The organism is Streptomyces sp. H27-C3, from assembly GCF_030063415.1.
In the GTDB taxonomy this organism is placed as follows: Bacteria; Actinomycetota; Actinomycetes; order Streptomycetales; family Streptomycetaceae; genus Streptomyces.
Genome location: NZ_JASITA010000037.1, coordinates 20,067 through 45,228, shown reverse-complemented (window position 1 = coordinate 45,228; position 25,162 = coordinate 20,067). Strand labels below are relative to the sequence as shown.

General features: G+C 69.0%; 19 protein-coding genes and 5 pseudogenes. 12 read left to right on the top strand and 12 right to left on the bottom strand.

Features of this window, described 5'->3' with window-relative positions; genetic code table 11:
• Positions 1 to 28 precede the first annotated feature (28 nt).
• A complete protein-coding gene (locus QMK30_RS29505) occupies positions 29 to 934 on the top strand; it encodes a LysR family transcriptional regulator (RefSeq protein ID WP_283521375.1) in 906 nt (301 codons plus the stop codon).
• Between the two features lie 156 nt (positions 935 to 1,090).
• Here the strand turns inward: QMK30_RS29505 and QMK30_RS29500 are convergent, their stop codons facing one another.
• The gene (locus tag QMK30_RS29500) at positions 1,091 to 1,558 is read right to left on the bottom strand and encodes a pyridoxamine 5'-phosphate oxidase family protein (RefSeq protein ID WP_283521374.1); all 468 of its coding nucleotides are present in this window, start codon (positions 1,556 to 1,558) and stop codon (positions 1,091 to 1,093) included.
• Between the two features lie 114 nt (positions 1,559 to 1,672).
• Here QMK30_RS29500 and QMK30_RS29495 point away from each other — a divergent pair, with 114 nt between their 5' ends.
• Positions 1,673 to 2,323, top strand: a complete 651-nt coding sequence (locus QMK30_RS29495; protein ID WP_283521373.1) for a cysteine hydrolase family protein — start codon at positions 1,673 to 1,675, stop codon at positions 2,321 to 2,323.
• Between the two features lie 23 nt (positions 2,324 to 2,346).
• Here the strand turns inward: QMK30_RS29495 and QMK30_RS29490 are convergent, their stop codons facing one another.
• From QMK30_RS29490 to QMK30_RS29480, 3 genes and pseudogenes are all read right to left on the bottom strand, one after another.
• Positions 2,347 to 2,799, bottom strand: coding sequence for a Rieske (2Fe-2S) protein (locus QMK30_RS29490; protein ID WP_283521372.1), 453 nt, complete (start codon positions 2,797 to 2,799; stop codon positions 2,347 to 2,349).
• Positions 2,800 to 2,860: 61 nt separating this feature from the next.
• Complete coding sequence (locus tag QMK30_RS29485) at positions 2,861 to 4,891, bottom strand: prolyl oligopeptidase family serine peptidase (RefSeq protein WP_283521371.1); 2,031 nt, start codon at positions 4,889 to 4,891, stop codon at positions 2,861 to 2,863.
• 426 nt (positions 4,892 to 5,317) lie between these two features.
• Positions 5,318 to 5,720, bottom strand: a pseudogene (locus QMK30_RS29480) (zinc-binding dehydrogenase); the annotation flags it as partial.
• 298 nt (positions 5,721 to 6,018) lie between these two features.
• Between QMK30_RS29480 and QMK30_RS29475 the strand changes: the two are divergent.
• The 5 genes and pseudogenes from QMK30_RS29475 to QMK30_RS29455 all read left to right on the top strand — a co-directional run bounded on the left by QMK30_RS29475 (position 6,019) and on the right by QMK30_RS29455 (position 14,217).
• A complete protein-coding gene (locus QMK30_RS29475) occupies positions 6,019 to 6,486 on the top strand; it encodes a cyclic nucleotide-binding domain-containing protein (RefSeq protein ID WP_283521370.1) in 468 nt (155 codons plus the stop codon).
• Between the two features lie 10 nt (positions 6,487 to 6,496).
• Positions 6,497 to 6,700: pseudogene (locus QMK30_RS29470) on the top strand (CBS domain-containing protein); the annotation flags it as partial.
• A 285-nt stretch (positions 6,701 to 6,985) separates the two neighbouring features.
• A complete protein-coding gene (locus QMK30_RS29465; RefSeq protein WP_283521369.1) occupies positions 6,986 to 9,409 on the top strand; it encodes a phosphoketolase family protein in 2,424 nt (807 codons plus the stop codon).
• A gap of 196 nt (positions 9,410 to 9,605) precedes the next feature.
• A complete protein-coding gene (locus tag QMK30_RS29460; protein WP_283521368.1) occupies positions 9,606 to 12,212 on the top strand; it encodes a cation-translocating P-type ATPase in 2,607 nt (868 codons plus the stop codon).
• A gap of 325 nt (positions 12,213 to 12,537) precedes the next feature.
• The gene (locus QMK30_RS29455) at positions 12,538 to 14,217 is read left to right on the top strand and encodes a sensor histidine kinase (protein ID WP_283521401.1); all 1,680 of its coding nucleotides are present in this window, start codon (positions 12,538 to 12,540) and stop codon (positions 14,215 to 14,217) included.
• Positions 14,218 to 14,407: 190 nt separating this feature from the next.
• Here QMK30_RS29455 and QMK30_RS29450 read toward each other — a convergent pair whose 3' ends face one another.
• From QMK30_RS29450 to QMK30_RS29435, 4 genes and pseudogenes are all read right to left on the bottom strand, one after another.
• Positions 14,408 to 14,782 (bottom strand): cupin domain-containing protein, encoded by a 375-nt coding sequence (locus tag QMK30_RS29450; protein ID WP_283521367.1) that lies wholly within the window; start codon positions 14,780 to 14,782, stop codon positions 14,408 to 14,410.
• Positions 14,779 to 14,883: pseudogene (locus QMK30_RS29445) on the bottom strand (respiratory nitrate reductase subunit gamma); the annotation flags it as partial. The gene QMK30_RS29450 and the pseudogene QMK30_RS29445, both read right to left, overlap by 4 nt.
• Before the next feature lie 188 nt (positions 14,884 to 15,071).
• Positions 15,072 to 15,254 (bottom strand): annotated as a pseudogene (locus QMK30_RS29440) (transcriptional regulator); the annotation flags it as partial.
• 342 nt (positions 15,255 to 15,596) lie between these two features.
• Complete coding sequence (locus tag QMK30_RS29435; protein WP_283521400.1) at positions 15,597 to 16,295, bottom strand: response regulator; 699 nt, start codon at positions 16,293 to 16,295, stop codon at positions 15,597 to 15,599.
• Positions 16,296 to 16,774: 479 nt separating this feature from the next.
• On the opposite strand from QMK30_RS29435, the gene QMK30_RS29430 reads away from it, so the two are divergent.
• The 3 genes from QMK30_RS29430 to QMK30_RS29420 all read left to right on the top strand — a co-directional run bounded on the left by QMK30_RS29430 (position 16,775) and on the right by QMK30_RS29420 (position 18,281).
• A complete protein-coding gene (locus QMK30_RS29430; protein WP_283521366.1) occupies positions 16,775 to 17,146 on the top strand; it encodes a hypothetical protein in 372 nt (123 codons plus the stop codon).
• A 554-nt stretch (positions 17,147 to 17,700) separates the two neighbouring features.
• The gene (locus tag QMK30_RS29425) at positions 17,701 to 17,979 is read left to right on the top strand and encodes a hypothetical protein (RefSeq protein WP_283521403.1); all 279 of its coding nucleotides are present in this window, start codon (positions 17,701 to 17,703) and stop codon (positions 17,977 to 17,979) included.
• Positions 17,889 to 18,281: a universal stress protein gene (locus QMK30_RS29420; RefSeq protein ID WP_283521399.1), complete on the top strand. Its 393-nt coding sequence runs from the start codon at positions 17,889 to 17,891 to the stop codon at positions 18,279 to 18,281. Before QMK30_RS29425 ends, QMK30_RS29420 begins: the two co-directional genes overlap by 91 nt.
• A 13-nt stretch (positions 18,282 to 18,294) precedes the next feature.
• Here QMK30_RS29420 and QMK30_RS29415 read toward each other — a convergent pair.
• Positions 18,295 to 20,694 (bottom strand): annotated as a pseudogene (locus QMK30_RS29415) (glycoside hydrolase family 65 protein).
• 2 nt (positions 20,695 to 20,696) lie between these two features.
• Entirely contained in the window at positions 20,697 to 21,488 is a 792-nt protein-coding gene (locus tag QMK30_RS29410) for an HAD family hydrolase (protein WP_283521365.1), read from the bottom strand.
• 532 nt (positions 21,489 to 22,020) lie between these two features.
• Between QMK30_RS29410 and QMK30_RS29405 the strand changes: the two genes are divergently transcribed.
• Together QMK30_RS29405 and QMK30_RS29400 are read left to right on the top strand one after the other, a co-directional pair.
• Positions 22,021 to 22,749 (top strand): CBS domain-containing protein, encoded by a 729-nt coding sequence (locus QMK30_RS29405; RefSeq protein ID WP_283521398.1) that lies wholly within the window; start codon positions 22,021 to 22,023, stop codon positions 22,747 to 22,749.
• Positions 22,750 to 22,769: 20 nt separating this feature from the next.
• Positions 22,770 to 23,285 (top strand): flavodoxin domain-containing protein, encoded by a 516-nt coding sequence (locus QMK30_RS29400; RefSeq protein WP_283521364.1) that lies wholly within the window; start codon positions 22,770 to 22,772, stop codon positions 23,283 to 23,285.
• Between the two features lie 218 nt (positions 23,286 to 23,503).
• Here QMK30_RS29400 and QMK30_RS29395 read toward each other — a convergent pair whose 3' ends face one another.
• Positions 23,504 to 24,199, bottom strand: coding sequence for a response regulator (locus tag QMK30_RS29395; RefSeq protein ID WP_283521363.1), 696 nt, complete (start codon positions 24,197 to 24,199; stop codon positions 23,504 to 23,506).
• A 126-nt stretch (positions 24,200 to 24,325) separates the two neighbouring features.
• A complete protein-coding gene (locus QMK30_RS29390) occupies positions 24,326 to 25,051 on the bottom strand; it encodes a helix-turn-helix domain-containing protein (RefSeq protein ID WP_349362123.1) in 726 nt (241 codons plus the stop codon).
• Between the last annotated feature and the right edge of the window lie 111 nt (positions 25,052 to 25,162).

The window sequence follows — 25,162 nt, the reverse complement described above, 5'->3', positions numbered from 1 at the left end:
TTTGCGTGCATCGCTTAGCATTACTTACATGTTGAATCTGGAGCGCCTGCGCACCCTGGACGCCCTGGCCCGCCACGGCTCGGTCAGCGGAGCGGCCGAGGGGCTGCATGTGACGACGTCCGCCGTTTCCCAGCAGATGGCGAAGCTGGAGCGCGAGGTCGGCCAGCCGCTGCTGGCCAGGAATGGCCGCGGCGTCCGGCTCACCGACGCCGGGCGGCTGCTCGCCGACCATGCCGAACGCATCCTCTCTCAGGTCGAACTGGCCCAGTCGGACATCGAGGCCCAGCGCGGCCGGGCCGTCGGTGAGCTCCAGATCGGCGCGTTCCCCACGGCCGCCCGCGGGCTCTTCCCCGCGGCGCTCGCCGCTCTGCGTGCCGGTCACCCGCAACTGCACGTCAGATCGCGGGAGATGGAGCCCGCGGAGGCGGTGCGCCGCGTCGTGCGCGGAGACCTCGACCTGGCGGTTGTGCTCGACTGGTACAACAAGCCGCTGCCCATGCCCGAAGGCCTCGCCAAGCGGGCCCTCCTCGACGACCCCGCCGATGTAGCCATGCCCGCGGGGCACCCTCTCGCGGGCCGCGCCGAGGTGGACCTCGAAGATTTCGCAGCCGACGAGTGGATCACCTGGCCCGACGGGGAGTTCTGCTGCGACTGGCTGCTGTTCACCCTGCGCGGGAAGGGGATCGAGCCCCGCATCGCGCATGTCGCCGAGGAGCACGCCACTCAGCTGGCCCTGATCGGTGGTGGGTTGGGGGTGTCCGTGACGCCGAGGATGGGGCGTGGCCCGGTGCCGCACGGGGTGCGGGTCGTGCCCGTGCGGCACGCGATGAGTCGGCATGTGTACGCCGTCTGGCGCGCCGACGCCGACCGGCGGCCGTCGATCCGTGCGGCGGTGGACGCACTGGGGGAGGCCGCGGCGACGCTCTCCGGCTGAGCGCCGCCGACCCGCAAGCTCGCGGCCGGCCCGCCGCCGCTCTGTCCGCCGTTCCACCCGCCTGCCGTTCCACCCGCCTGCCGTCCCGCGTGTCCGCCTGCCGTCCCGCGTGTCCGCCTGCCGTCCCGCGTGTCCGCCTGCCGTCCCGCGTGTCCGTCAGGCGTCGCCGAGCTTGCGGAAGTCCCACGAGGCGATCGCGTCCGGAGTCAACCGCAGCCACGCGTGCCGGCCGTCCTGCGGCATGACCTCCATCCCGAAGTATTTCCGGGTGAACAGGGCCTCGGGTACGTCGAGTTCAGGGCAGGGCTCGCCGGTGCGCGGGGCCTCACCCACGAAGACGGCGTCGCCGGAGAGTTCGACGCCGCGCAGGTCGCCGTACTCCACACCGTCGTCGACGACCACGGCGAGCCGCGGGTCCCGGGTCAGCTGAGCCCAGCGGCGGCTGCGGGTGATGGAGTAGAGCCACAGTGAACCGCCGTCCCACACGAACCACAGGGCCCCGATGTGCGGCCGTCCGTCGGCGGAGACGGTGGCCACCCGGCAGGTGCGCTGATCGGCGAGGTAGGTGTCCCGCTCGGTCTCGGTCATCATGATGCGGCGGCCTCGGCGCTGTGTGGCTACCATGCTTCGTCCCTCCCATAGCTGACTGTATGTCAGAGAGAGGATGCGGTCTCTTCCTTCGCGACGCAATGGTGGTTAGCCTCACGCTCCCGGTCCGGTCCGACCCGAGGGGGAGCCTTGCCGTCCAACGAACAGCTCGCGGAGCAGCTCGATCCGGCGACCACGGTGTTGCTCACCGTCGAATGTCAGCAAGGTGTCGTGGGCCGGGACAGCGCGCTGCCCGAACTCGCCAAGGAGGCCAGGTCGTCGGGCGCGCTCCAGAATGTCGCGCGGCTGGTGGCAGGCGCGCACGAGACCGGTGTGCAGGTCCTGCACGCGGTGGCGGAGAGGCGCCCGGACGGGCGCGGGGCCAATCGCAACGCGCGGCTCTTCCGCGCCGCCGCGCGCCTGCCGGTTCAGCAGCTCTCCGGGACCACGGCGGTGCGTGTCGCGGAGCCGATCGAGGTCTGGGACGAGGACTTCGTCGTACGCCGGCTCCATGGGCTCTCGCCGCTCGCCGGTACGGACGTCGACGCCCTGCTGCGCAACCTCGGCTGCCGGAACCTGCTGGTCACGGGCGTCTCGGCCAATATCGCCATTCCCAATGCCGTCTTCGACGCGGTCAACCTCGGCTACACGGCCGTCGTGCCGTCGGACGCCATCGCCGGGGTCCCTTCGGACTACACCCCCGCGATGGTCCGCCATACGCTCGCCCTCGTCGCCACGATCACCACGACGGACGCGGTCCTCGGCTGCTGGAAGGGACCGAGGAGGGGCGCGAGCGGCTGATCGGGCTCCTCGGAGCCGTCGCGTCAGGCGAGGGTGATCGAGTCGCCCTGCACCTTGATCTGCACTGAGGGCAGCGGCTTGGTGGCCGGGTCGTGTGTGACGCTGCCGTCCGCGACGGCGAACTGACTGCCGTGGCAGGGGCAGTTGATCATGCCGTTCTTGATCGTCGTCACGGCGCAGCCCTGATGGGTGCACTTGGACGAGAAGGCCTTGAACTGGCCCGCTGTCGGCTGTGTGACGACGACGCCCTGATCGGCGAAGATCTTCCCGCCCCCCTCGGGGATGTCGGCGGTCTTGGCGAGCACCGCGCCCGCGTCGGCGCCGTCCTCGCCGGGCACCGGTTTCTCGACCGCGGTGTCCGACCCGTTGTCCGATTTTCCGCACGCGGTCAGTGTGGCGGCGAGCCCAACTGCGCCCGCCGCGGTCACGATCGTGCGCCGCCCGAGCATTCGGCCGGACTCCTGAGATGCGGTCATGTCGGCATTCCCCTTCCGCTGCTGGCTATGTGATGTTGTACGCGCGCCAAGGGCATTGTGTTCAGACGCCGAGCGACTTTTTGAGGAAGTCGAGTTCCAGCAGCAGGAATGTGTCGGCCACTCCCTCCCCGGCGACCACATGGCCCGTCCCGGAAAGCGGCAGCACGGTGTGCGGCCGACCGGCGGCGAGCAACGCCCGGGACAGCCGCAGCGTGTGCGCGGGAAACACGTTGCCGTCCGCGAGCCCGTGCACCAGCATCAGCGGCCGGGTCAGCCGGTCCGCGTACGGGAGGAGTGAGGAGCGCTCGTAGTTCTCGGGCTGGACGTTCGGGTGCCCCAGGAATCGCTCTTCCCAGTACGTGTCGTACAGCCGGCGGTCGCTCGGCGCGGCGCCCGCGACCGCGGCGTGAAAGACATCGGGCCGGTGCAGTACCGCGCCCGCCGCCAGATAGCCGCTGAACGACCAGCCACGGACGGCCACCCGCTCCAGGTCCAGGGCGTCGTGGCGCCCGGCCGCCGCGTGCAGTGCGTCGATCTGGTCGTCCAGTACGGGGCCCAGCCGGTCGCCCAGGATGGTCCGCTGCCAGTCCACGCCGCGCCCCGGTGTGCCGCGCCCGTCCGTGACCAGTACGGCGAAGCCCTGCTCGGCGTACCACTGGCACACCGCCGTGTGCCACGTCCTGGCCCTGGTCACCACCTGCATGCCGGGGCCGGCGTACGGGCTGAGCAGCACCGGCAGCCGGCCCGAACCCGTTTCGTACCAGGACGGCAGGTGGAGCCGGCCGCGCAGTTCCCGTTCGCCGAGAGTCAGGTGGAGCGGGCGGGGTACGACCAGCGGTTCCTCGGTGAGCACCGTGATCCGGCCGACGGCGGCGCCGCCGCGCAGGACGGTCACTTTCTGGCCTTCGGGCGTCCTGCTGTCGACCACGACCGTGTCGCCCCCGGCTGCGGCCGTGTGCACCCCCGGTTCGTCCGTCAGCCTGACGAAGCCGCTGCGCGGATCGTGCGACCAGACATGGACCTCGGTCGGCTCCTCGCTCGCGGTGAACCACACCCGCTCGTGCACCGCGCCGAGCACCTCGCGGACCTGGAGTCCGGTCGGGCTGTGGGCGCCGCCGATCCGGATTCCCCGGGCGTCACCACGCGGCGAGGGCTCCACCCGCAGTCCCGACGCGGTGTGCAGGGGTGTGCCCGGCTGGAACTCCACCCATTCGGGGTCGGTCAGTCGCGACAGCGGCTCGAAGGCGCCGGTCACCGGGTCGACGCTGCCCGTCCAGGCCGTGCGCTGGTCCCGGCTCTGGAGGCTGGCGACGGGATCGCGGCCCTCCCAGGAGGCCGCGACGACGTACTCGAAGGCGGGGTCGTTCCAGACGCCGGGCGGGGCCTCCTCCCGGGGCGCCGCGTGCGGCAGGAGGACGGGAGTGCGCGAGCCCTCGACCGTGACGAGGTGCAGCGAGGTCTCCGCGTTGGCCGTGCCCGCCGCCGGATAGCGGACCGCGCGGGGCGCTGTCGCCGGGTTCGCCGGGTCGGCGATGTACCAGCGGCAGACCATCGACGTATCGACACGGCTGACGAGCAGCGCGTCGCTCTCGGGGGACCACCAGTAGCCGCGTGACCTGCCGATGGATTCGGCCGCGACATGATCCGGCAGGCCGTAGGTCACATCCGGGCCCTCCGGCTCCGTCAGCGGCCGGTCAGCCGTCCCGTCGGCGCGTACGACGCGCAGGGCGCCCCCGGCGACGTACGCGATCAGAGTGCCGTCCGGTGAGGGGCGCGGGTCCAGGGCGGGGTGCGCCGTGGGGATGAGGCGCGGGGCGCTCGCGTCCGTCCGCACGCCCCAGAGCTCACCACCGGTCGCGTATGCGGCGAAGCGCGCCGCGCGGTCCGTCGCGTACGCCGCGACGTCCGGGCCGGTGAGGGCCCGCTCCTGCCCGGCCTCGTACAGCCAGAGCCTGCTCACCGCGTCCGTTCCGCTGTCCGTACGGACGAAAAGCACCCGCTCGCCGTCGGGCGAGACCGTGAAGCTGTGCGGCGCGCCCAGCGAGAAACGACGGGTGCGGGCGAACTGGAGCGGGAAGCCGTGGAGATCCATGGGGCACTCTAGGCAGCCGAATGGCCGAGCGGAAAAGCTCGTTGCCCGGCAGCAGCCTGGGGCGATGCTCACCCCTGCTGGGTTGATGCCGGATGGCGCCTGTCCGGCACTCCTAGGCGTAGGTGTCGGACTCGTTACTCAAGATCACCGGCGCGCTGGAGCCGACCCGGCCTGGCCGGGATTCCGATCGGCCTGGTTGTCCGAGGCGGAGGAGTCTTCGCTGTCATCGCGTGTTGGGCCCTCCACGTATCGCGGTGGACATCCTTGACGGAGAGTGGACGTCCCCGACGTCCCCGTCCGCTGCTTCGCTCGGGGTGACGCGCTCCGCGCACCGCTTGTGCCGGTCCACAGTGTCGGTCAACCGTCCCAGGCCCAGGTGTACTCCGTGACTGGGCGGATTCCGTCCCGCGCCCCGCGGCGCGGGTGTCACGCGGGCAGTGTCACCGCGTCGTGCCGCGGCCCTCCGAGGACGACCTTCAGGGCTCCGGTGTGGGCGGACCGGGAGAAGACGTCGTAGGCCTCTTCCAGCTGTCCGAGCTCGAAGCGGTGGGTCACGAGTGAGGTGGCCGGTAGCCGGCCGGAGGCCAGCACGCGCAGCAGCACCGGTATGGAGTAGGTGTCCACGAGACCGGTGGTGATGGTCACGTTCTTGGTCCGCAGATCTTTCCAGATGGAGGGTCGCGGGCTTGCCGTGGAAGCCCGCATTGGCGACCCGCCCGCCGGGCCGGACCAATCGGGTGTACAGCTCGAAGCTGTCCGGCACACCGACCGCCTCGACCACCACATCGGCCCCCAGGCCTTCGGCGGGGTCCTCGACAAGGCGAGCAGGGTCGGTCACCCGCCTCGCCGACCGCCTGCCCCAGGACCGTCCCCGGGGCCACTGCGGGCACGTCGCTCTTGAGGATGTGCAGGTCGGTGCCGCAGACAGTGGTGGTGTCCACACGTATGACGACATCGGTCGGGATTCAGGCCCAACTCTGCTTGCTCGGCCCAACGGGGACCGGCGGGCCCGCGCCGTGGGGCCGCTTGGCCCCTTCCGCCGAAAAATGCCGCAGCTTACGTTGAATGTGAGACAGCGAGACCATGCGCCGCACGCGGGATGGCGTGGTCTGGCGAACGGAGGCAGCATGATCAGCGCCACCGACATTCTGAACGTTCTGCCGCCCGGAGGCCGCGATCGGCTGCTGGATCTGGCGGGCCAAACTGTTTTCCCGGCAGGCACACGGATCTTCGAAGAGGGTCACCGCGCCGACCGGTTCTGGATCATTCAGACGGGCAGCGTCCATTTGGACCTGCACGTGCCCGGCCGGCAGGCAGCAGTCGTCGAGTCGCTGGGGCCGGGAGACCTGGTGGGCTGGTCGTGGCTCTTTCCTCCGTACAGCTGGCACCTGGGTGCCGAGGCGGCCACCGAGGTGCGGGCGCTTGAATTCGACGCGATGGCGGTGCGGGCGCTGTGCGCCGAGGACCCGGAGCTCGGCCAGGCACTCGTCAGCCGTGTGGCCGAGGTGATCGGACAGCGGCTGCGAGCCACCCGGGTGCGACTGCTTGACCTTTACGGACCCTACGGCAGTGGCAACACGCATCATCTGCGCTGAGGAGACACCGATGAACCGCCCGCCCTGCTTCGTCAGCGACGTGATGTCCCACCCGGCGGTCTCCATACTTCGGGACGCACCGTTCGAGGAGATCGTCGAGACCCTGGCCCGGTGGAAGGTCAGCGCCCTGCCGGTCCTCGACACCGAAAGCCGAGTCATCGGCGTCGTATCCGAGGCGGACCCGCTCCCCAAGGAGGAGTTCCGCGACAGCGACCTCACCGACACCCGGCTGCTGCCGATCGCGGCCCGCCTGGTCCGTGCAGTGCCCGGCGTCGTGGACGTCGACTGGACGCCGAGCCAGGAAGGCAACGAACTGGCGGGAGCAGCGTAAGTGGCTTTCGCCTGCTCCTCGCCGACCCGGTGGGTCACGAACTCGGAAAGCTGCTGATCACGCCGATCACCCCAAGGGCGCCGTAACCGGCCGTCACCACTTGCGGGCAGCGAAGCACCGGACCATGGATCGACCGAGCGACTCAAAGACCTTCGGAGAGGGCTCTTCATGCGCCAGGACCAATCCAGCACGCCCACCCAACCCCGTACGGCCACGCCATCCGAAACCTCGCCGTCGACGCTCGGCGAGGAGGAGCTGCGGGCGCTGGATGCCCATTGGCGGGCGGCGAACTTTCTGGCCGTTGGTCAGATCTACCTGATGGCCAACCCCCTGCTGGCAGAACCCCTCTCTCCGGAACACGTCAAGCCGCGGTTGCTGGGTCACTGGGGCACATCGCCGGGACTGAATCTGGTCCACACACACCTGAACCGTGTCATCAAAGCGCGGGACTTGGACGCGATCTGCGTCTGGGGCCCCGGCCACGGCGGCCCGGCCGTGGTCGCCAACTCGTGGTTGGAGGGGAGCTACACCGAGACCTACCCCGATATCACCCGGGACGGCGTCGGCATGGCCCGGCTGTTCCGGCACTTCTCCTTCCCCGGCGGGATCCCCAGTCATGTCGCCCCCGAGACCCCGGGCTCCATCCACGAGGGCGGCGAGCTGGGCTACTCCCTCTCTCACGCCTATGGGGCCGCGTTGGACAACCCTGGTCTGCTGGTGGCGTGTGTGATCGGTGACGGGGAGGCCGAGACGGGGCCGTTGGCCGCCTCGTGGCACTCCAACAAGTTCCTTGATCCAGTACGTGACGGCGCCGTGCTGCCGATCCTGCATCTGAACGGCTACAAGATCGCGAACCCCACGGTGCTGGCACGTATCCCCGAGGCGGAACTCGATGACCTGCTGCGCGGTTACGGCCACGACCCCATCCACGTCACCGGCGATCAGCCGGAAGAGGTCCACAAGGCGATGGCCCGGGCGATGGACCAAGCCCTGGACCGTATCGCAGCCTTCCAGGATGCCGCCCGTAGCGAAGGCGCTTCCGTACGGCCCCGATGGCCGGTGATCGTACTGCGCACCCCCAAGGGCTGGACCGGTCCCGCCGAGGTCGACGGTCTGCCTGTGGAGGGCACTTGGCGCTCTCACCAGGTGCCGCTGCCCGCAGTCCGTGAAAACCCTGAACACCTGCGCCAGTTGGAGCGGTGGTTGCGGTCCTACCGACCCGAGGAGCTCTTCGACGAACGGGGGCGTCCCCGGGAGGACGTCCTGGCGTGTATCCCCGGCGGCGATCGCCGTCTGGGCGCGAACGCGCACGCCAACGGCGGGCTGTTGCTGCACGATTTGCCGATCCCGCCACTGGAGAGGTTCGCCGTCCCGGTCGACAAGCCCGGCGCCGGACCGCACGAACCCACAAGCGTCCTCGGTGATCTGCTGGAACAGGTGATGGCCGATACGAGCGAACGCCGCGACTTCCGTCTGGTCGGTCCGGACGAGACGGCCTCCAATCGCCTGCAGGCCGTCTACGGCGCCAGCGGCAAGGCGTGGGAAGCCGAAGTCCTCGACACCGATGAGCACTTGGAACGCGGCGGCAGGGTGATGGAGATCCTGTCCGAGCACACCTGTCAAGGCTGGCTGGAGGGCTATCTCCTCACCGGCAGGCACGGACTGTTCTCCTGCTACGAGGCGTTCGTGCACATCGTGGACTCCATGGCGAACCAGCACATCAAGTGGCTGCGCGTCTCCCGCCGACTGCCCTGGCGCCGCCCCATCGCCTCCCTGAACTACCTGCTCACTTCGCATGTCTGGCGCCAGGACAACAACGGCTTCTCCCACCAGGACCCGGGCTTCGTCGACCACGTCCTGAACAAGAGCCCCGAAGTCGTCCGCGTCTACTACCCTCCGGACGCAAACACTCTGCTGGCCGTCGCGGACCACGTGCTGCGCAGCCGCGACTACGTCAACGTCGTCGTCGCCGGCAAACAGCCCTGCTTCGACTGGCTCGACCTGGACGCAGCCCGCGCGCACTGTGCCCGCGGCGCCGGCATCTGGGAGTGGGCCGGAACCGAGTCCGACCGCCGCGAGCCGGACGTGGTCCTCGGCTGTGCGGGCGACGTTCCCACCTTGGAAGTACTGGCCGCGGCGTCGCTGCTCCGCCACCACCTGCCCGAACTCACCGTACGGGTGGTCAACGTCGTCGACATCGCACGCCTGCTCCCGCAGGAGGAACACCCCCACGGGATGACCGACAGCGAGTACGACGCTCTGTTCACCCCCGACAAGCCCGTCATCTTCGCGTACCACGGCTATCCCTGGCTGATCCACCGCCTGGCCTACCGCCGCAGCAACCACCCGCACCTGCACGTGCGTGGCTACAAGGAGGAGGGCACCACCACGACCCCCTTCGACATGGTCGTCCGCAACGACCTCGACCGCTACCGCCTGGTCATGGACGTCATCGACCGGGTACCGGGCCTCGCCGTACGCGCCGCGACGGTGCGCCAGCACATGGCCGACGCCCGCTACCGCCACCACAACTGGATCCGCGAACACGGCGTCGACCTGCCCGAGGTCGCCGAATGGACCTGGAGGCAGTAGCTGACCGCCGCCGTCGTGACTGCCGATTCCGGCCGATCCCCCGGCATCCGCCGACAATCGCGGCCCTGTTGAGCTGCGGGACGTACACGAAGCGCCGCATTCCGGCAGGGAGTGGCCCGGTCGGCCCTGTCACGCCTCCAACGCTCTGCGTAGCGTCGCGAGGGAGCGACCATGCTGGGGCTCTTGGAGGCTGTTGGTGAGTACGGACCAGATCGTGACTGCGGCGGCGGGACTGGCGCGGGGAGAGGCCGCCCGACGGCTCGTCGAGCATGGCCCCAACGCAGTCGCGGCCCAGCCACGCACCCCCATGTGGCGGCGCGTGCTTCAACAGTTGCGGGATCCGCTGATCCTGGTGCTCTTGGTGGCCGCCGCGCTGACGATCATCACGGGGGACCTGCCCGACGCCGTCGTCATTCTGGTCGTGATCATCGCGAACACTGCCGTGGGCGTGGCACAGGAGATGCGGGCGGAGCAGGCGGTTGCCGCCCTGACGGCGCTGAGCGCGCCCGCGGCACGGGTGGTGCGTGACGGTGAAGAGGAACACCTCGCGTCGTCAGAGGTGGTGCCGGGTGACTTGGTGCTGTTGGGGGAGGGTGACATCGTCCCCGCAGACGGCAACGTGGTGGACGCGGCGGCACTGCTCGTGGATGAGTCCTCGCTGACGGGCGAGTCGGTGCCGGTGGAGAAGACCACCGGCGGCGACGAGGCGCATGGCACGGTGGCATCAGGCACGGTTGTCGTGCGGGGCCGCGGTCGTGTGCTGATCACTGCCACCGGGGCACACAGCGCGACGGGCCGCATCGCGTCGTTGCTCGGCACCGCTCCCGGCCTGACCCCGCTGCAGCACCGTCTTGCGTCCTTCGGCCGGATGCTGGCGGCGGTCACCGTCGCCTTGTGTGCCCTGGTGCTCGCTCTTGGACTCGTGCGGGGGCAGCCGCTGGAACTCATGGTGGTGGCCGCGATCAGCCTCGCTGTCGCCGCTGTACCCGAGTCGCTGCCCGCCGTCGTGACGCTGGCCCTGGCCCTTGGGGCCCGGCGGATGGCTGAGCGGCACGCCATCGTCCGGCGGCTGCCCGCGGTGGAGACGTTGGGTTCGGTGACCGTCATAGCCACGGACAAGACCGGGACTCTGACCGAGGGCCGGATGGTCGTCGAGCAGCTGTGGACACCTCAGGGTGAGGCGGTGGTCACAGGTACCGGGTACGCGCCGGACGGGCGCATCGTGCGCGATGGCACGGCCATGGTCACAGACAGTGCGCCTGATCTGACCAAACTGCTCAGCGCCGCAATGTTGTGCAACGACGCGAGCGTGCGGCAGTCGACCGACGAGGACGATGCCTGGCTCGCGCTGGGTGATCCCACCGAGGCTGCTCTGCTCGCGGCGGGCGCCAAGCTCGGATTGAACCGGTCCGTCCTCGACCATCGGCTGCCCCGGGTGGACGAGATCCCCTTCGACAGTGACCGCAAGCGCATGACGACCGTACACAGGAGGTCTGACGGGGGGATCCGTCTGGTGTGCAAGGGAGCACCGGAAACCCTGCTCGTTGCTTCCCTGTTGGACGACGACCCGGAAATCCTGGAGCGTGCTGCGGCCCGCGCGGAAGCACTGGCCGGCCGCGGATACCGGATGCTGGCCGTCGCGACGGCCGAACGTGATGCGTTGCCCGAGAACCGGGAGAGCTGGGAGACAGGTCTGTCGCTGCTTGGCCTCGTCGCTATCGTGGACCCGCCCCGGAGCCAAGCGGCGGCGGCCGTCGCCGCCTGCCGTGACGCCGGTATCATCCCTCTACTCATCACCGGCGACCACCCGCTGACGGCGCTTGCGGTCGCCGAGCGTCTCGGAATCGCCGACGCCCACGATGACGTCATCACCGGTGACCAGATCCGGCAGGGCACTGCGGGCGAACTGACGAGTGCGCGGATCTTCGCGCGTACCAGCCCCGAGCAGAAGCTCGACATCATTCAGGCCTGGCGCGAGGCCGGGCACGTCGTGGCGATGACGGGGGACGGCGTCAATGACGGACCTGCCCTGAGCCGGGCCGATATTGGCGTCGCCATGGGCCGCCGCGGCACCGAAGTCGCGCGGCAGGCAGCTGACTTGGTGCTCGCCGACGACGACTTGGCCTCCGTCGTATCAGCTGTCGAAGAGGGGCGCCGTGTCTATGCCAATGTGCGCCGGTTCCTGCTGTACGCGCTGGCCGGCGGCACTGCGGAGATCTTGGTCATGCTCATCGGTCCCTTCCTGGGTATGCCACTGCCACTCCTGCCCGCGCAGATCCTGTGGATCAACCTCCTCACCCACGGCCTGCCCGGTGTCGCACTCGGTGCCGAGCCCGTCGATCCCGACGTGATGCGCAGCCCTCCGCGACCGCCGGAACAGAGCGTGCTGGGGGCCGGCCTGTGGCCCCGGATCCTGGCCATGGGAGTGGTCGTCGCCACAACCGCACTCGTAGCCGCGATCTGGGCCCACGAGACCGGCCGACCATGGCAGTCCATGCTCTTCCTGGTGCTGGGCGCGACCCAGCTCGGCGTGGCCCTCGGCTCCCGGGTACGTCCCGGCACCCTGGCCAATCCGTTCCTTCTGTTCGCCGTGGCAGGAGCTATGGGCCTGCAGATCGCAGGCGTGTACCTTCCGCCGCTGCGAGCCCTGCTCGGTACGGAGCCACTGGGGTTCACCGAACTGCTGATCGCGTGTGCGCTGTCCGCTCTCGGATATGTGGCGATGCGATTGCAGCGCCGGGTGCGCCCCAAGGGTGCACCGCGAGGCGCGGCGGCAGAACCAGGCCGGCGCCAGGCGCGGTAGGAGTGCGACGGCAAGAGGTCACGGGTCGGCGCCCGCCTTCCGAACATTGATCCCGCCGGCGGACCGCCCTTGGCCCTCGCCGTCCAGGCCGGTCATCGTGGGTGCCGGCGTGTCGAGTCCCGGGTTCTTCGCGGCGATCCAGCACACGCGTACAGGGCGCCGGCGCGATGGCCTGGCACGAGCGTCTCCAGCCTCGATGTGCGCGCGTGGTTGCGTGTAGGCAGGGCAGGCTGGAGGGGGCAAGGGAATTGTGTTGGCGGTCTGGGGAGCAAGGTTTGATGAGGACTCGGACGAAGAGGGCACTACCGGGGCCGGGGCGTCACAGCTGCGGTTGGACGAGCTGTTGGAGGACCTGCAGTCGCAGGTCGCGCAGGTGAACTCGCCGCGGGACCGGGTGCCTGCGCTACTGGAGGCGGTTCTGGCCGTTGGTAGCGAGCTGGACCTGGCTGTGGTGCTGCGGCAGCTCGTGCAGTCCGCGGTCACACTGGTCGATGCCCGGTACGGGGCGCTGGGTGTGATCGGCGAGGAGAGCGGGCTCCGTCAGTTCATCACGGTCGGGATGGACGAGGAGACCATCGCGCAGATCGGTCCCTCGCCGCAGGGCGGAGGCATTCTGGGACTCCTGATCCGTGAGCCGCACTCGCTGAGGCTGGTGGATCTGGGCCAGCACCCCGAGGCCTCCGGCTTCCCGGCGGGCCATCCGCCCATGCGGACCTTTCTCGGCGCCCCCGTGCGGGTGCGCGAGAAGGTGTTCGGGAATCTCTACCTGACAGAGAAGCGGGGCGGGGCGGAGTTCGACGCCGATGACGAGGCCGTGCTGACCACGCTGGCGGCGGCGGCCGGGGTGGCTGTCGACAATGCCCGCCTGTACGACGCCGTCCAGCGCCGTGAACGCTGGCTGCTGGCCAGCAGCGAACTGACTCGTGCTCTGCTGTCCGGCACCGACCCGGGCGAGGTCCTGGATTCCTTCACCGCCACCGTTCTTGAAATGGCCGGCGCCGACTCGGTCACCCTCGCCGTGCCCGCGTCGCGCAACGGCAACCTTCTCATCGAGGCCGCCGCCGGCCAGGACGCCGACCACGCCCGCGGACTGGTGCTGTCGGACGCCGGCTTGGCGAGGAAGGTGTACACCTCCGGCGAGACGATCACCACCGAGGACTGGAACTCCGATCCGCGTGCCGAACAGGACACCGCTCGCACGCCCCTGGGACCGGCCTTTCTGGTCCCCCTGGGCACGCCAGAGCATGTGCGCGGCGTCCTGCAGGTCGCTGGCCTCCAGGGATGTCCCGCCTTCGCCGAGGCGACCGTTGCCATGATCGCAGGATTCGCCAACCATGCCGCGCTTGCCCTGGAGATTGCCGGGCACCGCCGTGACGCCGAACGGCTGCTCGTTCTGACCGACCGCGACCGCATCGCCCGCGACCTGCACGACCTGGCCATCCAGCGTCTGTTCGCCAGCGGTCTGTCCCTGCAGTCCACCCTTGGCCAGGTAGCCGACCGCCCGCGGGTCTCCGAACGCATTGCACGTGTCGTTGACGATCTCGACGACACGATCAAGGTGATCCGCTCCACCATCTACGCCCTGCAGCAGCAGGGCCGCCCCGAGGACACCGGCCTGCGCTCCCGCCTGGTGGCCGAGTCAGGCCTGGCCGCCGAGGGGTTGGGCTTCGCCCCGGCTCTGCGCACGACCGGCTTGCTGGACACCCTCGTCTCCCACACCATGGCCGATCACCTGCTCGCTGTACTCCGCGAAGCTCTGGCGAATGCCGCTCGGCACGCCCACGCCACCTCGGTGGAGGTCACCGCAGAGGTCACCACGGCGCACCTGCGGTTACGGGTGGCCGACAACGGCTGCGGTACAGGCTCCGCCCGAGCTCACGGCAGCGGCCTGGCCAACCTCTACTCCCGTGCCACGGAACTTGGCGGCACCTTCACCCTCGCTGCCAACCAGCCCACCGGCACCGTCGTGGACTGGCGCGTCCCTCTCCCGGCCGTCAACGGCTGACGTCTACGATCCCGCCCGACCAGCCATCGGTGTGCCCCTGCGTCACAAGACCAGCGCCGGAGCCCATTCGGCGTACGCGGCTGAGTGCTTTCCGCGTACGCCGACAGCCCTGCACCTACACCAGGCTGCGCTGCCGCGCTACTGGTGAATGCCGCAGTGGCCCGGTCCGGCTGCGCTCCGGGTCATGCGATCAGTCGAGGCGGACTGTGAGGAGGACGAGGGCGTCGGTGTCGGCCATGAGCCGGTGCCTCTGATCGGGGATGGCCACGATGTCCCCTTCGCCCATGGCCGCCCAGTCCCGTTCGCCGGTAGTCAGCCGGACGCGTCCGGCCAGACAAGTGAGGATGGCGGCGCCGGGGGCCTGGTGTTCGGCGAGTTCACGCCCGGCAGCCAGCGCGATCAGCGTGCTCCGTAGTCCGGGGATGGCGACGACGGTGTGCGCGGCACGTCCGGCGCTCGCGGTGCGGGCCTCGGCCAGCAGCGTCTCCCCGGTGACGTGCAGCGGTACGACCTCGTCGGCTGGGTGGGGGTTGGTGTGGTGCGGGTCGGGCGGTGTCGGGGTCATCTGGTGCGCTCCCATCCGCGGCGGGTTGCTCGGGAGCCGAGTTGCTCGTCGCGGCTGCGGTAGACGATGTACGGGCGGGTCAGGTAGCCGATGGGTGCGGAACAGCGCAGCGATCTCGCCCATCGCGCCGTTGACGGCGGGGAGGGTGGCGCGGATGGTCTTGGCCGACTTCTCGACAGCATCACCGGACACCAAACTAGTATACGGAATGCGCCTTTTTGGGTAGGGGCGATGGAGGTGATGAGCATGGATTCGGGCGCGCCGCTGAACGAAGCAGATCGGCGCCCGTTCAGGAGGGAAGCGGTTGAAGTCCCAGCAGAACGGGTCCGGTCGGCGAGGCCACCAAGTCATCGAGAGTGACCCGGTCGAGCGTGGCGTAGAAGGCCCCTTGGGCCTTGCGCAGCGCCTTCAGCGACCGGCAGGCCACACGCAGTGGACAGGGCGCCGCATCCTCGCAACCGACCACGTCACCCACTCTGATCGACACCGATGTGCCGTCCGCGGTCGGTGATCATGTTATGGCGCTGCGGGGTGAGGCGCGTAGCAACATCGCGCGGCACGCGCACGCCGACGCGGCCGACATCTCCCACGTGGTGCGGGCCGGCACGCTCACTCTCTCGGCCGCCGACAATGGCGAAGGGGTCCCAGACAGGGGCGCCGCAGCGGCCCGAAGAATCTCGCAGAGGCAGCCGAAGAGTGGGCGGCGCGATGACGCTCGACACCTCCCCGCAGGGTGGCACGCGTTCGGTGTGGCGAGGGCCGGGAGTCCCCGGCTGAAAAGATCCTCCCGCTACGCGGACCGGGATACTCCACTTCAGTGGTCGCGCTGTGCGCGGGCCGACGAAACGTCCTGCGTGGCCAGGACCGCGGCCTGAACACGCCGTTCGACGCCGAGCTTGGCGAGGAGGCGCGAGATGTTGTTCTTGACCGTCTTCTCCGACAGGTAGAGCCGCTTTCCGATCTGGGAGTTGGTCAGTCCCTCTCCGATCAGATCGAGAATCTCTCGCTCGCGAGCGGAGAGCGCTGACAGGGCACCTTGGTTGGCGTCCTCCGTGCGGGCGTCGCAGCGGAGACTGCTCATCAGGCGGGTTGTGGTTGCCGGGTCGAGCATCGACTGGCCGGAGGCGACCGTGCGGATGGCGGCAACAAGCGCAGTCCCCTTGATCTCCTTCAGCACATAGCCCGCAGCCCCGGCCATGATCGCGTCGAGGAGTGCGTCGTCGTCGTCGAACGAGGTCAGCATCAGACATGCCAGATCCGGCATTCTCGACCTCAGTTCCCGGCAGACCGTGATCCCGTCGCCGTCCGGCAGGCGCACATCCAGTACGGCGACATCCGGGCGCAGTGCCGGGCCTCTGGCGAGGGCTTGATCCGCCGTACCCGCCTCACCGACGACATCGATATCGGACTCCGCATCGAGCAGGTCGTTCAGCCCGCGCCGAACGACCTCGTGATCGTCGAGCAGGAATACTCGAATCGGCTTCTGCGAGGAAGCGCCTCGGTCCTCGGTCATGGCCATCCTCCACGCTGTCACAAGTGCCTCCGCCCTGATATCCCATCTTTGCCCGTCTGCCCGTGACCGCACCAGGGCCGGATGGGCCCCTCGCAGGCGGGGAGGCATCGGCCGGTCTTGCTGCCCGATCCCGCCGATCCTGAGCTCCTCGCCGATGTGCGACTCGTCGAGCCGGAGCGGGCCGAGGAGAGTCTTGCGCGGCTGTATCCCGCGATCCGCCGTCGGCACACCAGCCGTGTGCCGTTCACGGACGAAGCCGTCCCCGAGGACGTCCGCGACAAGCTGCGCAGAGCGGCTGCCGCCGAGGGTGCACAGCTGGCCTTCCCTGACCCGTGGCATGTGCAGTCAGTTCTGGACCTGGTGGACGATGCCGAGGATCGAGAGCGGGCGGCCCTTCACGTACGACGGGAGACGGCCCGCTGGACTCGTGGCGGCGCCGGGGATGGCGCCTTGAGGACGGAGGGATCTCCGACTACGCATTGGGGCCGCGGCGGTGGGACGGCCGCGCCCCGGTCCGAGACTTCGCGGCCGGACGCCCCGCGCCCGGTCGTCGCGCGGCCGTCTTCGAGCAGTCACCGCAGCTTGCGCTGCTCGGGACGCCCAGAGACGGCGAGCGGGACTGGCTGGACGCGGGGCAGGCGATGGAACGTGTACTGCTCGAGGCCGCGCTCCAGGGACTGGCCACATCCCTGACCTCCCACGCCCTTGAGTGGCCACAACTTCGTTGGGCGGTGAGGGACCCGCAGTCGGCAATGGGTCACGTACAGATGGTGCTCCGCCTGGGATTCGGCCCCCTCGGCTCCGCGACTCCGCGGCGACCGGTCCAGGAGATCCTCGACATAGTCGGCTGAGCCGTGGCTGCCGTCGTCCAGCCGTACCTGAGACGCGGGACGCGGGCAGGCAGAGCCTGCACCAGTCCTGAGGCTGGAACGGGCCCTCCAGAACCTCCTCGAATCGCAGGAAAGACACCTGTCAGCCGCCAGCAGGATTAACTCAAGGACGATGTCGTCGTCGGCACGGACGGCTCCGGTCCGGCGGCAAGGGCCCTCATCCAGGCGGCTGTTGAGGCGCAACAGCGCCGGGTGCCGCTGGAGATCGTCCACGGCTGGTCTTGGGTGGGGCCTACGAACCCACGACGATGCGTCCGCAGTACTGGCGGCCGACGCTCAGCGCGTCGCCGGCTGTGCCCCTGCGAACGCGATCACTTCCTCAAAGGGATGGGCGAGGTCCAGGCCGACCAGGATGCCGCCGCGGCTGGGCGCGGCGGTGGTCTGGGCTTCGCCGTCCGGGTGGGCGGCGCTGTGGCCCTATCGTGACGCTCCTACGGCGTCCTGTCGCCAGGGTGATGCGCCGGTATCCACGTATGCCCGCCGAGGCCGTACGGCTGAGCGGCAGCCCCGTTCCCGTGCTGACCAAGGAGTGCGAACAGGCCGAACCTCTGGTGGTCGGGGTGCGCGGCGTCGGCGGGTTCACGGACTCGTCGCTCGGCTCGGTGGCCAGAGGGACTGCCGAACAGGCGTCGTGCCCGGTGTTCTGGTTCCCGGCAGTCGGCAGCAAGAAGCAGACGCCGGTGTACGTCCTGAGACGGTCACCCTGGGAATCGACGCTCTCTGCCCGGCGGACAATGCCATCCGCTTCGCGCTCGAAGCGGCACAACGCCAGTCGGTCCGCCTGCATGCGGTGAATGCGTGGCAGCTGCCACGCCCGATGGAAGGCCGGATGCCCTACGAGGTGCCGGAGGCGGACCGGGCGATCTGGGAGGACGAGCAGGTACGGCTGCCCGACGCCCTGCGCCCGTGGCGTGAAAGGTACCCGCAGGTAGCGCTTCCGGAGGACGTTCTGCGTTTCACAGCGGCCGCTGCCCTGGTCAGGGCAGCGCCCCGGACGGAGCTGCTCGTGGTGGGACGGCGCCGGCCGGTACTCGGCCCGGTAGTGGATGCCGTCGTGAACGACATCAGATGCTCCCTCGCCGTCGTACCGTCGTAGACGCCGTCCCTGGTCAGCGCTCCGGAAGTACGAGCCGGCATGTTTCTCCGGGCTTCACCGAGACAGTCCGACCTGCGAGTTCGATGGCGATCGGAGACTGGTCCGAGACTGGGACCGTGATCTCAAGCTGTCCGGGACTCATCCGGAACTGAACGCCCCAATGCCCCCTGTAGCGCAAGGAGAAACCGTAGGCGGAGAGCTCCGGCAGCGGTACCGGGTCGAGATACAGCCCGTCGTTACGTGTCTGCAGTCCGGACAGGCCGCGTTGTACCAGGTCGAGGGTGCCGGCCATCGCTCCGAGATGGATCCCTTCGCCGGTGGTTCCGCCCTGGAGGTCGGCGATGTCTCCTTCCAGGGCTTCCTTGCAGTACGCCCATGCCTGAGTCGGGCGGACTCGGGCCAGAACCCACCCGTGGACGAGCCCGCTCAGTGTCGAGCCGTGGCTGGTGCGGCGCAGGTAGTAGTCGACGGTCCGCTGCCAGAGGGTGTCGTCCATGTCGTACCCCAGGCGCTGGAAGAGGGTGCGCATCTCGCCCGGCGAGAAGAGGTACCCGAGCATCAGGACGTCGGCCTGTTTTGATGCCTGGTAGCGGTTGGCCGTGTCGCCTTCGGCCTCCAGGATCCGGTCGAGACGGCGAATGTCCCCGTAGCGGGCCCGATAGGCGTCCCAGTCGAGTTCAGCGAGGTCTCCGTAACCCTCGAATTGACTGACGACACCCGCGTGGAAGGGCACATGGAGGCGGCGGGAGACATCGTCCCACCGGGCGAGTTCCCTGTCCTCCAGGCCGGTGCGCTCGAACAGCTCGCGTCGGCACGGTTGAGGAAGTGCCTCCAGGACGTCAAGGGTGTGAGCGAGCACCCAGGCAGCGGTGACATTGGTGTACGTATTGTCGTCCAGACCCGCCGCCGCAGTGCCGGGATAGGCGTCGTGGTACTCGTCGGGTCCCACCACACCGCGGATCCGATAGCGGCCCAGGGCATCGTCGTAGGTGGCCGCGTCCGACCAGAAACGCGAGATCTGCAGCAGCATCTCAGCGCCTTTGGTGCGCAGGAACTCGGAGTCACCGCTCGCCTGACAGTACTGCCACACGTTGTACGCGACGGCGGATCCGACGTGGTGCTGCAGCCGGGAATGATCGGGCAGCCAGCGTCCGGAGCGCGGGTTGAGATGCACTTCCTGGGTCTCCTCGCGGCCGTCGCTGCCGCTCTGTCAGGGATACATGGCGCCGGCCCGTCCCGCCTCACGCGCCGCGCGGCGGGCTTGGTCGAGACGTCGGTGGCGATAGGTGAGCAGACCCCGGGACACCGCTGGGAAGTGGAGGTTGAGATAGGGGAGGACGAAGAGCTCGTCCCAGAACACATGGCCGCGGTATGCCTCGCCATGCAGGCCCCGCGCCGGGACACCGACGTCGAGGTCTGCGGTGTGCGGCGACAAGGTCTGCAGAACGTGGAACTGATGCAGCCGCAAGATGTGCCCCGCCTCTCCAGGGACCTCGGTGCCGGCTCTGAGCCACAGCTGCTGCCAGGCACTTTGATGGGACAGCAGCAGCTCCTCGAATCGCGGAGCCGCCTTCACCCGGTCGATCGCAGCCCTCAGCGCGTCACCGATCGCCGGATCACGCGAGGTGTGCAGGGCCACCGTCTTGTCGACCACTACCGTGTGCCCCGGAGCGATCGTCAGCCGAAGGATTTGAGAGGCACGCGCCGGCGTGTGGTCGGTGCGGGCAGGACCCAGCACCACGTCGGCGGTGGTGCGGGCCGCCATGGCGACATGGATGTCCGACGTGCTGGTGCGGCAGGACAGCCACACAGAGTCGAAGCCGGAGCCGCCCGGGCGGATGTCGGTGAGGTGCTGACCGTTCAGCTGCCGGTAGCGGGCGACGCCGGAGTTGGTGACCGCCGCGTCGATTGCGGACTCGACGTCGAGCCCGCCGGACCATCCCTCAGCGGTGAATTCCGTACGCAGGGCGGCCAGGTGGGGGTCTGTCATATGGACCAGGCGCAGCTGGCGTACGGACAGTCGACGCCCCCGCCGGTCCGCGTAGGTCGCCGTGCGCTCCAGCGTGCCCGAGCGCAGGTCGAGAGCCTGGTGGTGCTCCACCAGCGCGACGCTGTCCGGCGTGAACCACTCTCCTGTGCCTTCGTCATCGTCGTCGCGGATTCGGAAGCGGAAGGACAGCCAATTGGGCAGGTTGACCATGTCCTCGTTCTCGATCTGCCGTCCTGCCACGTCCGACATCAGCCGGTTGTAACAGCCGGCGGCGTAAGTGCCTGGATAGTGCGTCGTATCCGCTGTGCATTCCGGAGCGGCGCCGCGAGTGGCGAAGTAACCATTGCCGAGGGTGCACAGCGACTCTCGAAGACACTCTTCGGCGGAGTCGTAACCGTCGTATTCCCAGGTCCAGTTCGACATGGTCAGCCCTTGGGTTGGGGGACGAGTAGCTCTGCCAAGTCGCGTACGACCATGTCTGCGCCGTGCCGCAGCAGGTCTTCTGCGGTGCCCGGGCCGGCGGTCCGGTCCACGCCGATGACCAGGCCGAATCCGCCACGCCGGCCGGCCTCCACACCTGCCAGTGCATCCTCGACGATTGCTGTGCGGTCGGCCGGAGTCTTCAGCCGCCGGGCGGCTTCGAGGAACAAGGCAGGGTCCGGCTTGCCGGGAAGACCCAGATCAGCGGCTTCGGCACCGTCCACCAGCTCGTCGAAGAGGTCCAGGACCCCGGCACGCGTGAGGACTTCTCTGGCGTGGTGGGACGCCGAGGCGGCAGCGAGTGGGATGCTCGCGCTACGCAGGGTACGCAACAGACGCACGGACCCTGGATAGGCCGCGATGCCCGGTCCGCGCAGCCGTTCGACGTAGAACTGTTCCTTCAGGGAGGCCACCGCGCCGACTGTGCCCGTCCCGGGTGCGTCTGCGCGGGTGCCGGCCGGCACTGCCACGCCGCGGCTGACAAGGAAAGAGGTGGCCCCGTCCAGCCGGGGCCTGCCGTCGACGTATCGCAGATAGTCCGCCTGAGCGTCGAACGGCCCGCGCTGTCGCCGGTCCGCGGGCGGGTGGTCGCGCAGGCATGCGTCGAAGGCTCTCTTCCAGGCGGCTGCGTGTACCCGTGCGGAGTCGGTGATCACTCCGTCAGTGTCGAGGACGACGGCCCGGACTGCGCTCAGCCGGGGGACGAGGCTGCTGCGGGCGGCTCCGGATCGCCGCATACCGGCGGTCACTGTCGTTCAGCCGTCAGCGTGGTGAGATCGAGTAGCCGGACGCAAGGCCCGTCGCGCAGGTAGGTGCGGCAGACGGGGCCGAATCCGTTGATTCCTATTTGTACGGTCATTGCGTCCACTCTCCCTTTGGTCGTGCAGTCAGGTCCTGACAGTGAGCTGGCTTTTGATGGATCGCCCGGGAAGGGTTCCCGCCGGCATCGTTACACCTAGGGGGCGAACGGAGGAGGGGCGGACCAGCCCCGGCGGAGGGACGTTCGGCCCTGCGGAGCCGACGAGGGCCGGTCGGCCCCGCCCTGTACCCCGGTAGCCCCTGGGGCAGGGCCCCTGGCGGGCGGAGGCTGGTGGCGAACCCCCGGTCCTGCGCGGTGAGTGATCCGCTTCAATCGGCAGCGACTTGCCTCCCTCAACCGTGACACGGCTCGGTGGTCTCACCGCCCTGGAGGCGTATGTCCGGCTGATTCCGGGCGTATGCAGGGGCGTGGAGCGACGACCAATTGCGCCGAAGGACGGAGACACCGACATGCGACACGCAAAGACCGGAACTGTAATGGTGAGCGATGTCGTCACGGCCCAGTTCGACACCCCGTTCAAGGAGGTCGCCAGGCTGCTAGCTGTACATCGCATCAGCGGCCTTCCAGTGATTGACGACGATGAGAAGGTCATTGGCGTCATCTCCGAGACCGACCTCGTGCTCCGACAGGCCGAAGCGTCGGAACCGGACGGTTTCGCTCATGCGTGGCTGACGCGGCTGCGCCCCGGGGCCCGAAAGGACAGGGCGAAAGCACATGCCCGGAGCGCCGGATCCCTGATGTCGACTCCGGCAGTCACCGTCCGCGCCGACATCACCATCGGGGACGCCGCGCGGACAATGGTGCAACGCCGCATAGAACGGCTTCCCGTGCTGGACGAGGAAGACCGTCTGGTCGGCATCGTCACACGACGCGATCTTCTCCAGGTGTTCCTGCGTCCCGACCAGGAGATCAGACGCGCGGTCGTCGACGAGGTGATGGTCGACACGCTGTGGCTGGCTCCTCAGACGGTGGCCGTGGACGTGAAGGACGGTGTGGTCACGCTGAGGGGCCAGGTGGAACGTATGAGCGAGAAGCCGATCGCACTGCGCATGGCGAGCCAAATCGACGGTGTCGTCGCAGTCGTCGACCAACTCACCTATCGCCTGGACGACTCACACGTGCAGCCGGCCGAGCTGGGTTCACGAAGTATCGGCGAAGACTGGATGCGAAAGCTGTGAAAGGAGTGAGGTGATCGGTGATGGCTGTACAAGTGCTCGTCGCCTACGGCACGAAGAACGGATCTACCGAAGGGATCGCCCGGATCATCGCGGATACCCTGTGCGAACAGGGTCTGCAGGCAGAGGCACACCCCGGCGCCGAGGTCCGCGACCTCAGCACGTACGACGCGGTGGTGCTCGGAGGCGCGCTGTACTGGGGTCGCTGGGACCGACAAGCAGCACACTTCGCTCGCCGCCACCGCCACCGCCGCGCCCTGGCCGGAACCCCGGTATGGCTCTTCAGCAGCGGCCCTTTGGATGCCTCCGCCGCGGAGCGTGAGATTCCACCAGTTCGAGGGGTGGCCCGCGTCGCCGGTCGTCTTGAGGCACGTGGACATGCCACCTTCGGCGGAAGCCTGTTCAAGGGGGCAAGAGGCAAGGTCGCCCGGATGATGATCGATCAGGGCCGGGACGGAGATTTCCGCGACCGCCAGCAGATCCGGTCCTGGGCACAGGGCGTCGGCCGTGATTTGGCCACGCAACCTGCCGTGACCTGAGGACTGTCGATGAACCGGATGCCATGCTCCACACCAGCGCCGAGGATCTCGGGGGAGCTCGGGTCCTCACGCCCATCAGCCCACCGGCAGTGTCGTGGAGTGGAGGTTCCCCTCTCAGCCCAGTTGCCCCATCGCGGACAGCGCCGCGCGGCATCCTGCACGTACTCATGATCGCTCAGTCTCCGTCCGCCCCGGATGCGCGCGTACGCTCCTCCGCTTCAGCGGCCCTGCTGACCGGCCTGCGGAACAGCCTGGGTGGCCAGGACCGCTGTCTGGATGCGGTGACCGAAGCCCAGCTTGGCGAGCAGTCGGGAGACGTTGTTCTTGACCGTCTTCTCGGACAGGTAGAGCCGTTTGCCGATCTGGGGGTTGGCCAGTCCCTCTCCGATGAGATCGAGGATCTCCCGTTCGCGGACGGAGAGCCCGGACAGGGCGCCTGATTCGGTGCGCCGCGTAGAGCCGTCGCCGCGGAGGCTGCTCATCAGACGGGGCGTGGTCGGTGGGTCGAGCATCGGCTGGCCGGAGGCGACTTCGCGGACGGCGGTCACCAGCGCGGACCCTTTGATCTCCTTCAGCACATAGCCTGCGGCCCCCGCCATGATTGCGTCGAGGAGCGCGTCGTCGTCGTCGAAAGACGTCAATATCAGGCAAGCCAGGTCCGGCATCCTCGACCGAAGCTCTCGGCAGACCGTGATCCCGTCGCCCTTGGGCAGCCGTGCATCCAACACCGCGACATCAGGACGCAGGGCCGGTCCTCTGACGAGTGCCTGCTCTGTCGTCCCCGCCTCGCCGACGACTTCGATGTCGGGCTCCGCGTCGAGCAGGTCACTCACCCCGCGCCGGACGATCTCGTGGTCGTCGAGCAGGAACACACGAATCGGCTTCCGCGGTGAAACTTCCGTGTCCTCGGTCATGGGCGTCCTCCGCAGTGTGACGAGCACCCTGCCCTGTGGTTCCATCCTTGCCCGTTGCCCTGGGCCGCACCAGGGCCGGATGGGCCCCGTGGAATGCAGGGTGACTCTCGTCCGCCGCGGCGGCTGTCATTCGTCCCCGAGGCGTCCGGCTTCGGGCGTGACGTGGGTCTGCCGCACAGCGATCCTGCGCCCGGTGACACGGACGGGCGTGATAGTGATCCACAGAGCTCGGTCTCCGCCGGCCCACGGTGTGCTGCGTGCCATCTCATCCAGAACCTGGGCAGCAACGGGGTCCGTGACCGCACGCGCCTCACCGACCACCAGGACACTCCAGCCCTGACTCAGCGCATCGTCGATGTGATCCACCTCGAACGCGACTTCGTTGCCGGCCGCGGCCGCCGGGGCTGCGCCGGGGGCCGTTCGGAAAGCCACGTCATCGTCGGTGACAAGGTAGTTGACAGGAACGACGGCGGGGCCTTCCGATGTGGTCACCGCAACCCTGCCCACGCCGTGGGTTCCCAGCAGGGCGCGGCATTCGTCGCGGCTCAGCTCCAGCAGTTCGGGGTGGTAGGCGGCGCGACCGGTGCCGGGCGGCAGATCAACGGTTTCGCCGCTCAGTTCGGCGACCGTCGTCTGCAGCGCATTGGCCAGCCTCAGGAGGAACCCGATGCCTGGGTTGGCCGACCGTTCCTCCAAGTACTGGAGATATCCGGGTGCTGATCCCGCGCGCTCCGCCACCTCCTCACGGGTAAGCCCGAGCTGCTCACGCCGGGCGGCCACCCTTCGGCCGATGTCGCTGCCTGTGAAAGGCGGCCCGGGATCAGCATCGCCTCGCAGTGGATTCTCCGACATGAGAAGCACGTCCTTTCCTTGACGACCGCGGTGGGGGAGAGGCCCGAGACCGGCTCTGCCGGCCCTGTCGGTCATGCCATGGAGTGACCTGGCCCGGTCGGCGAGCGCGCG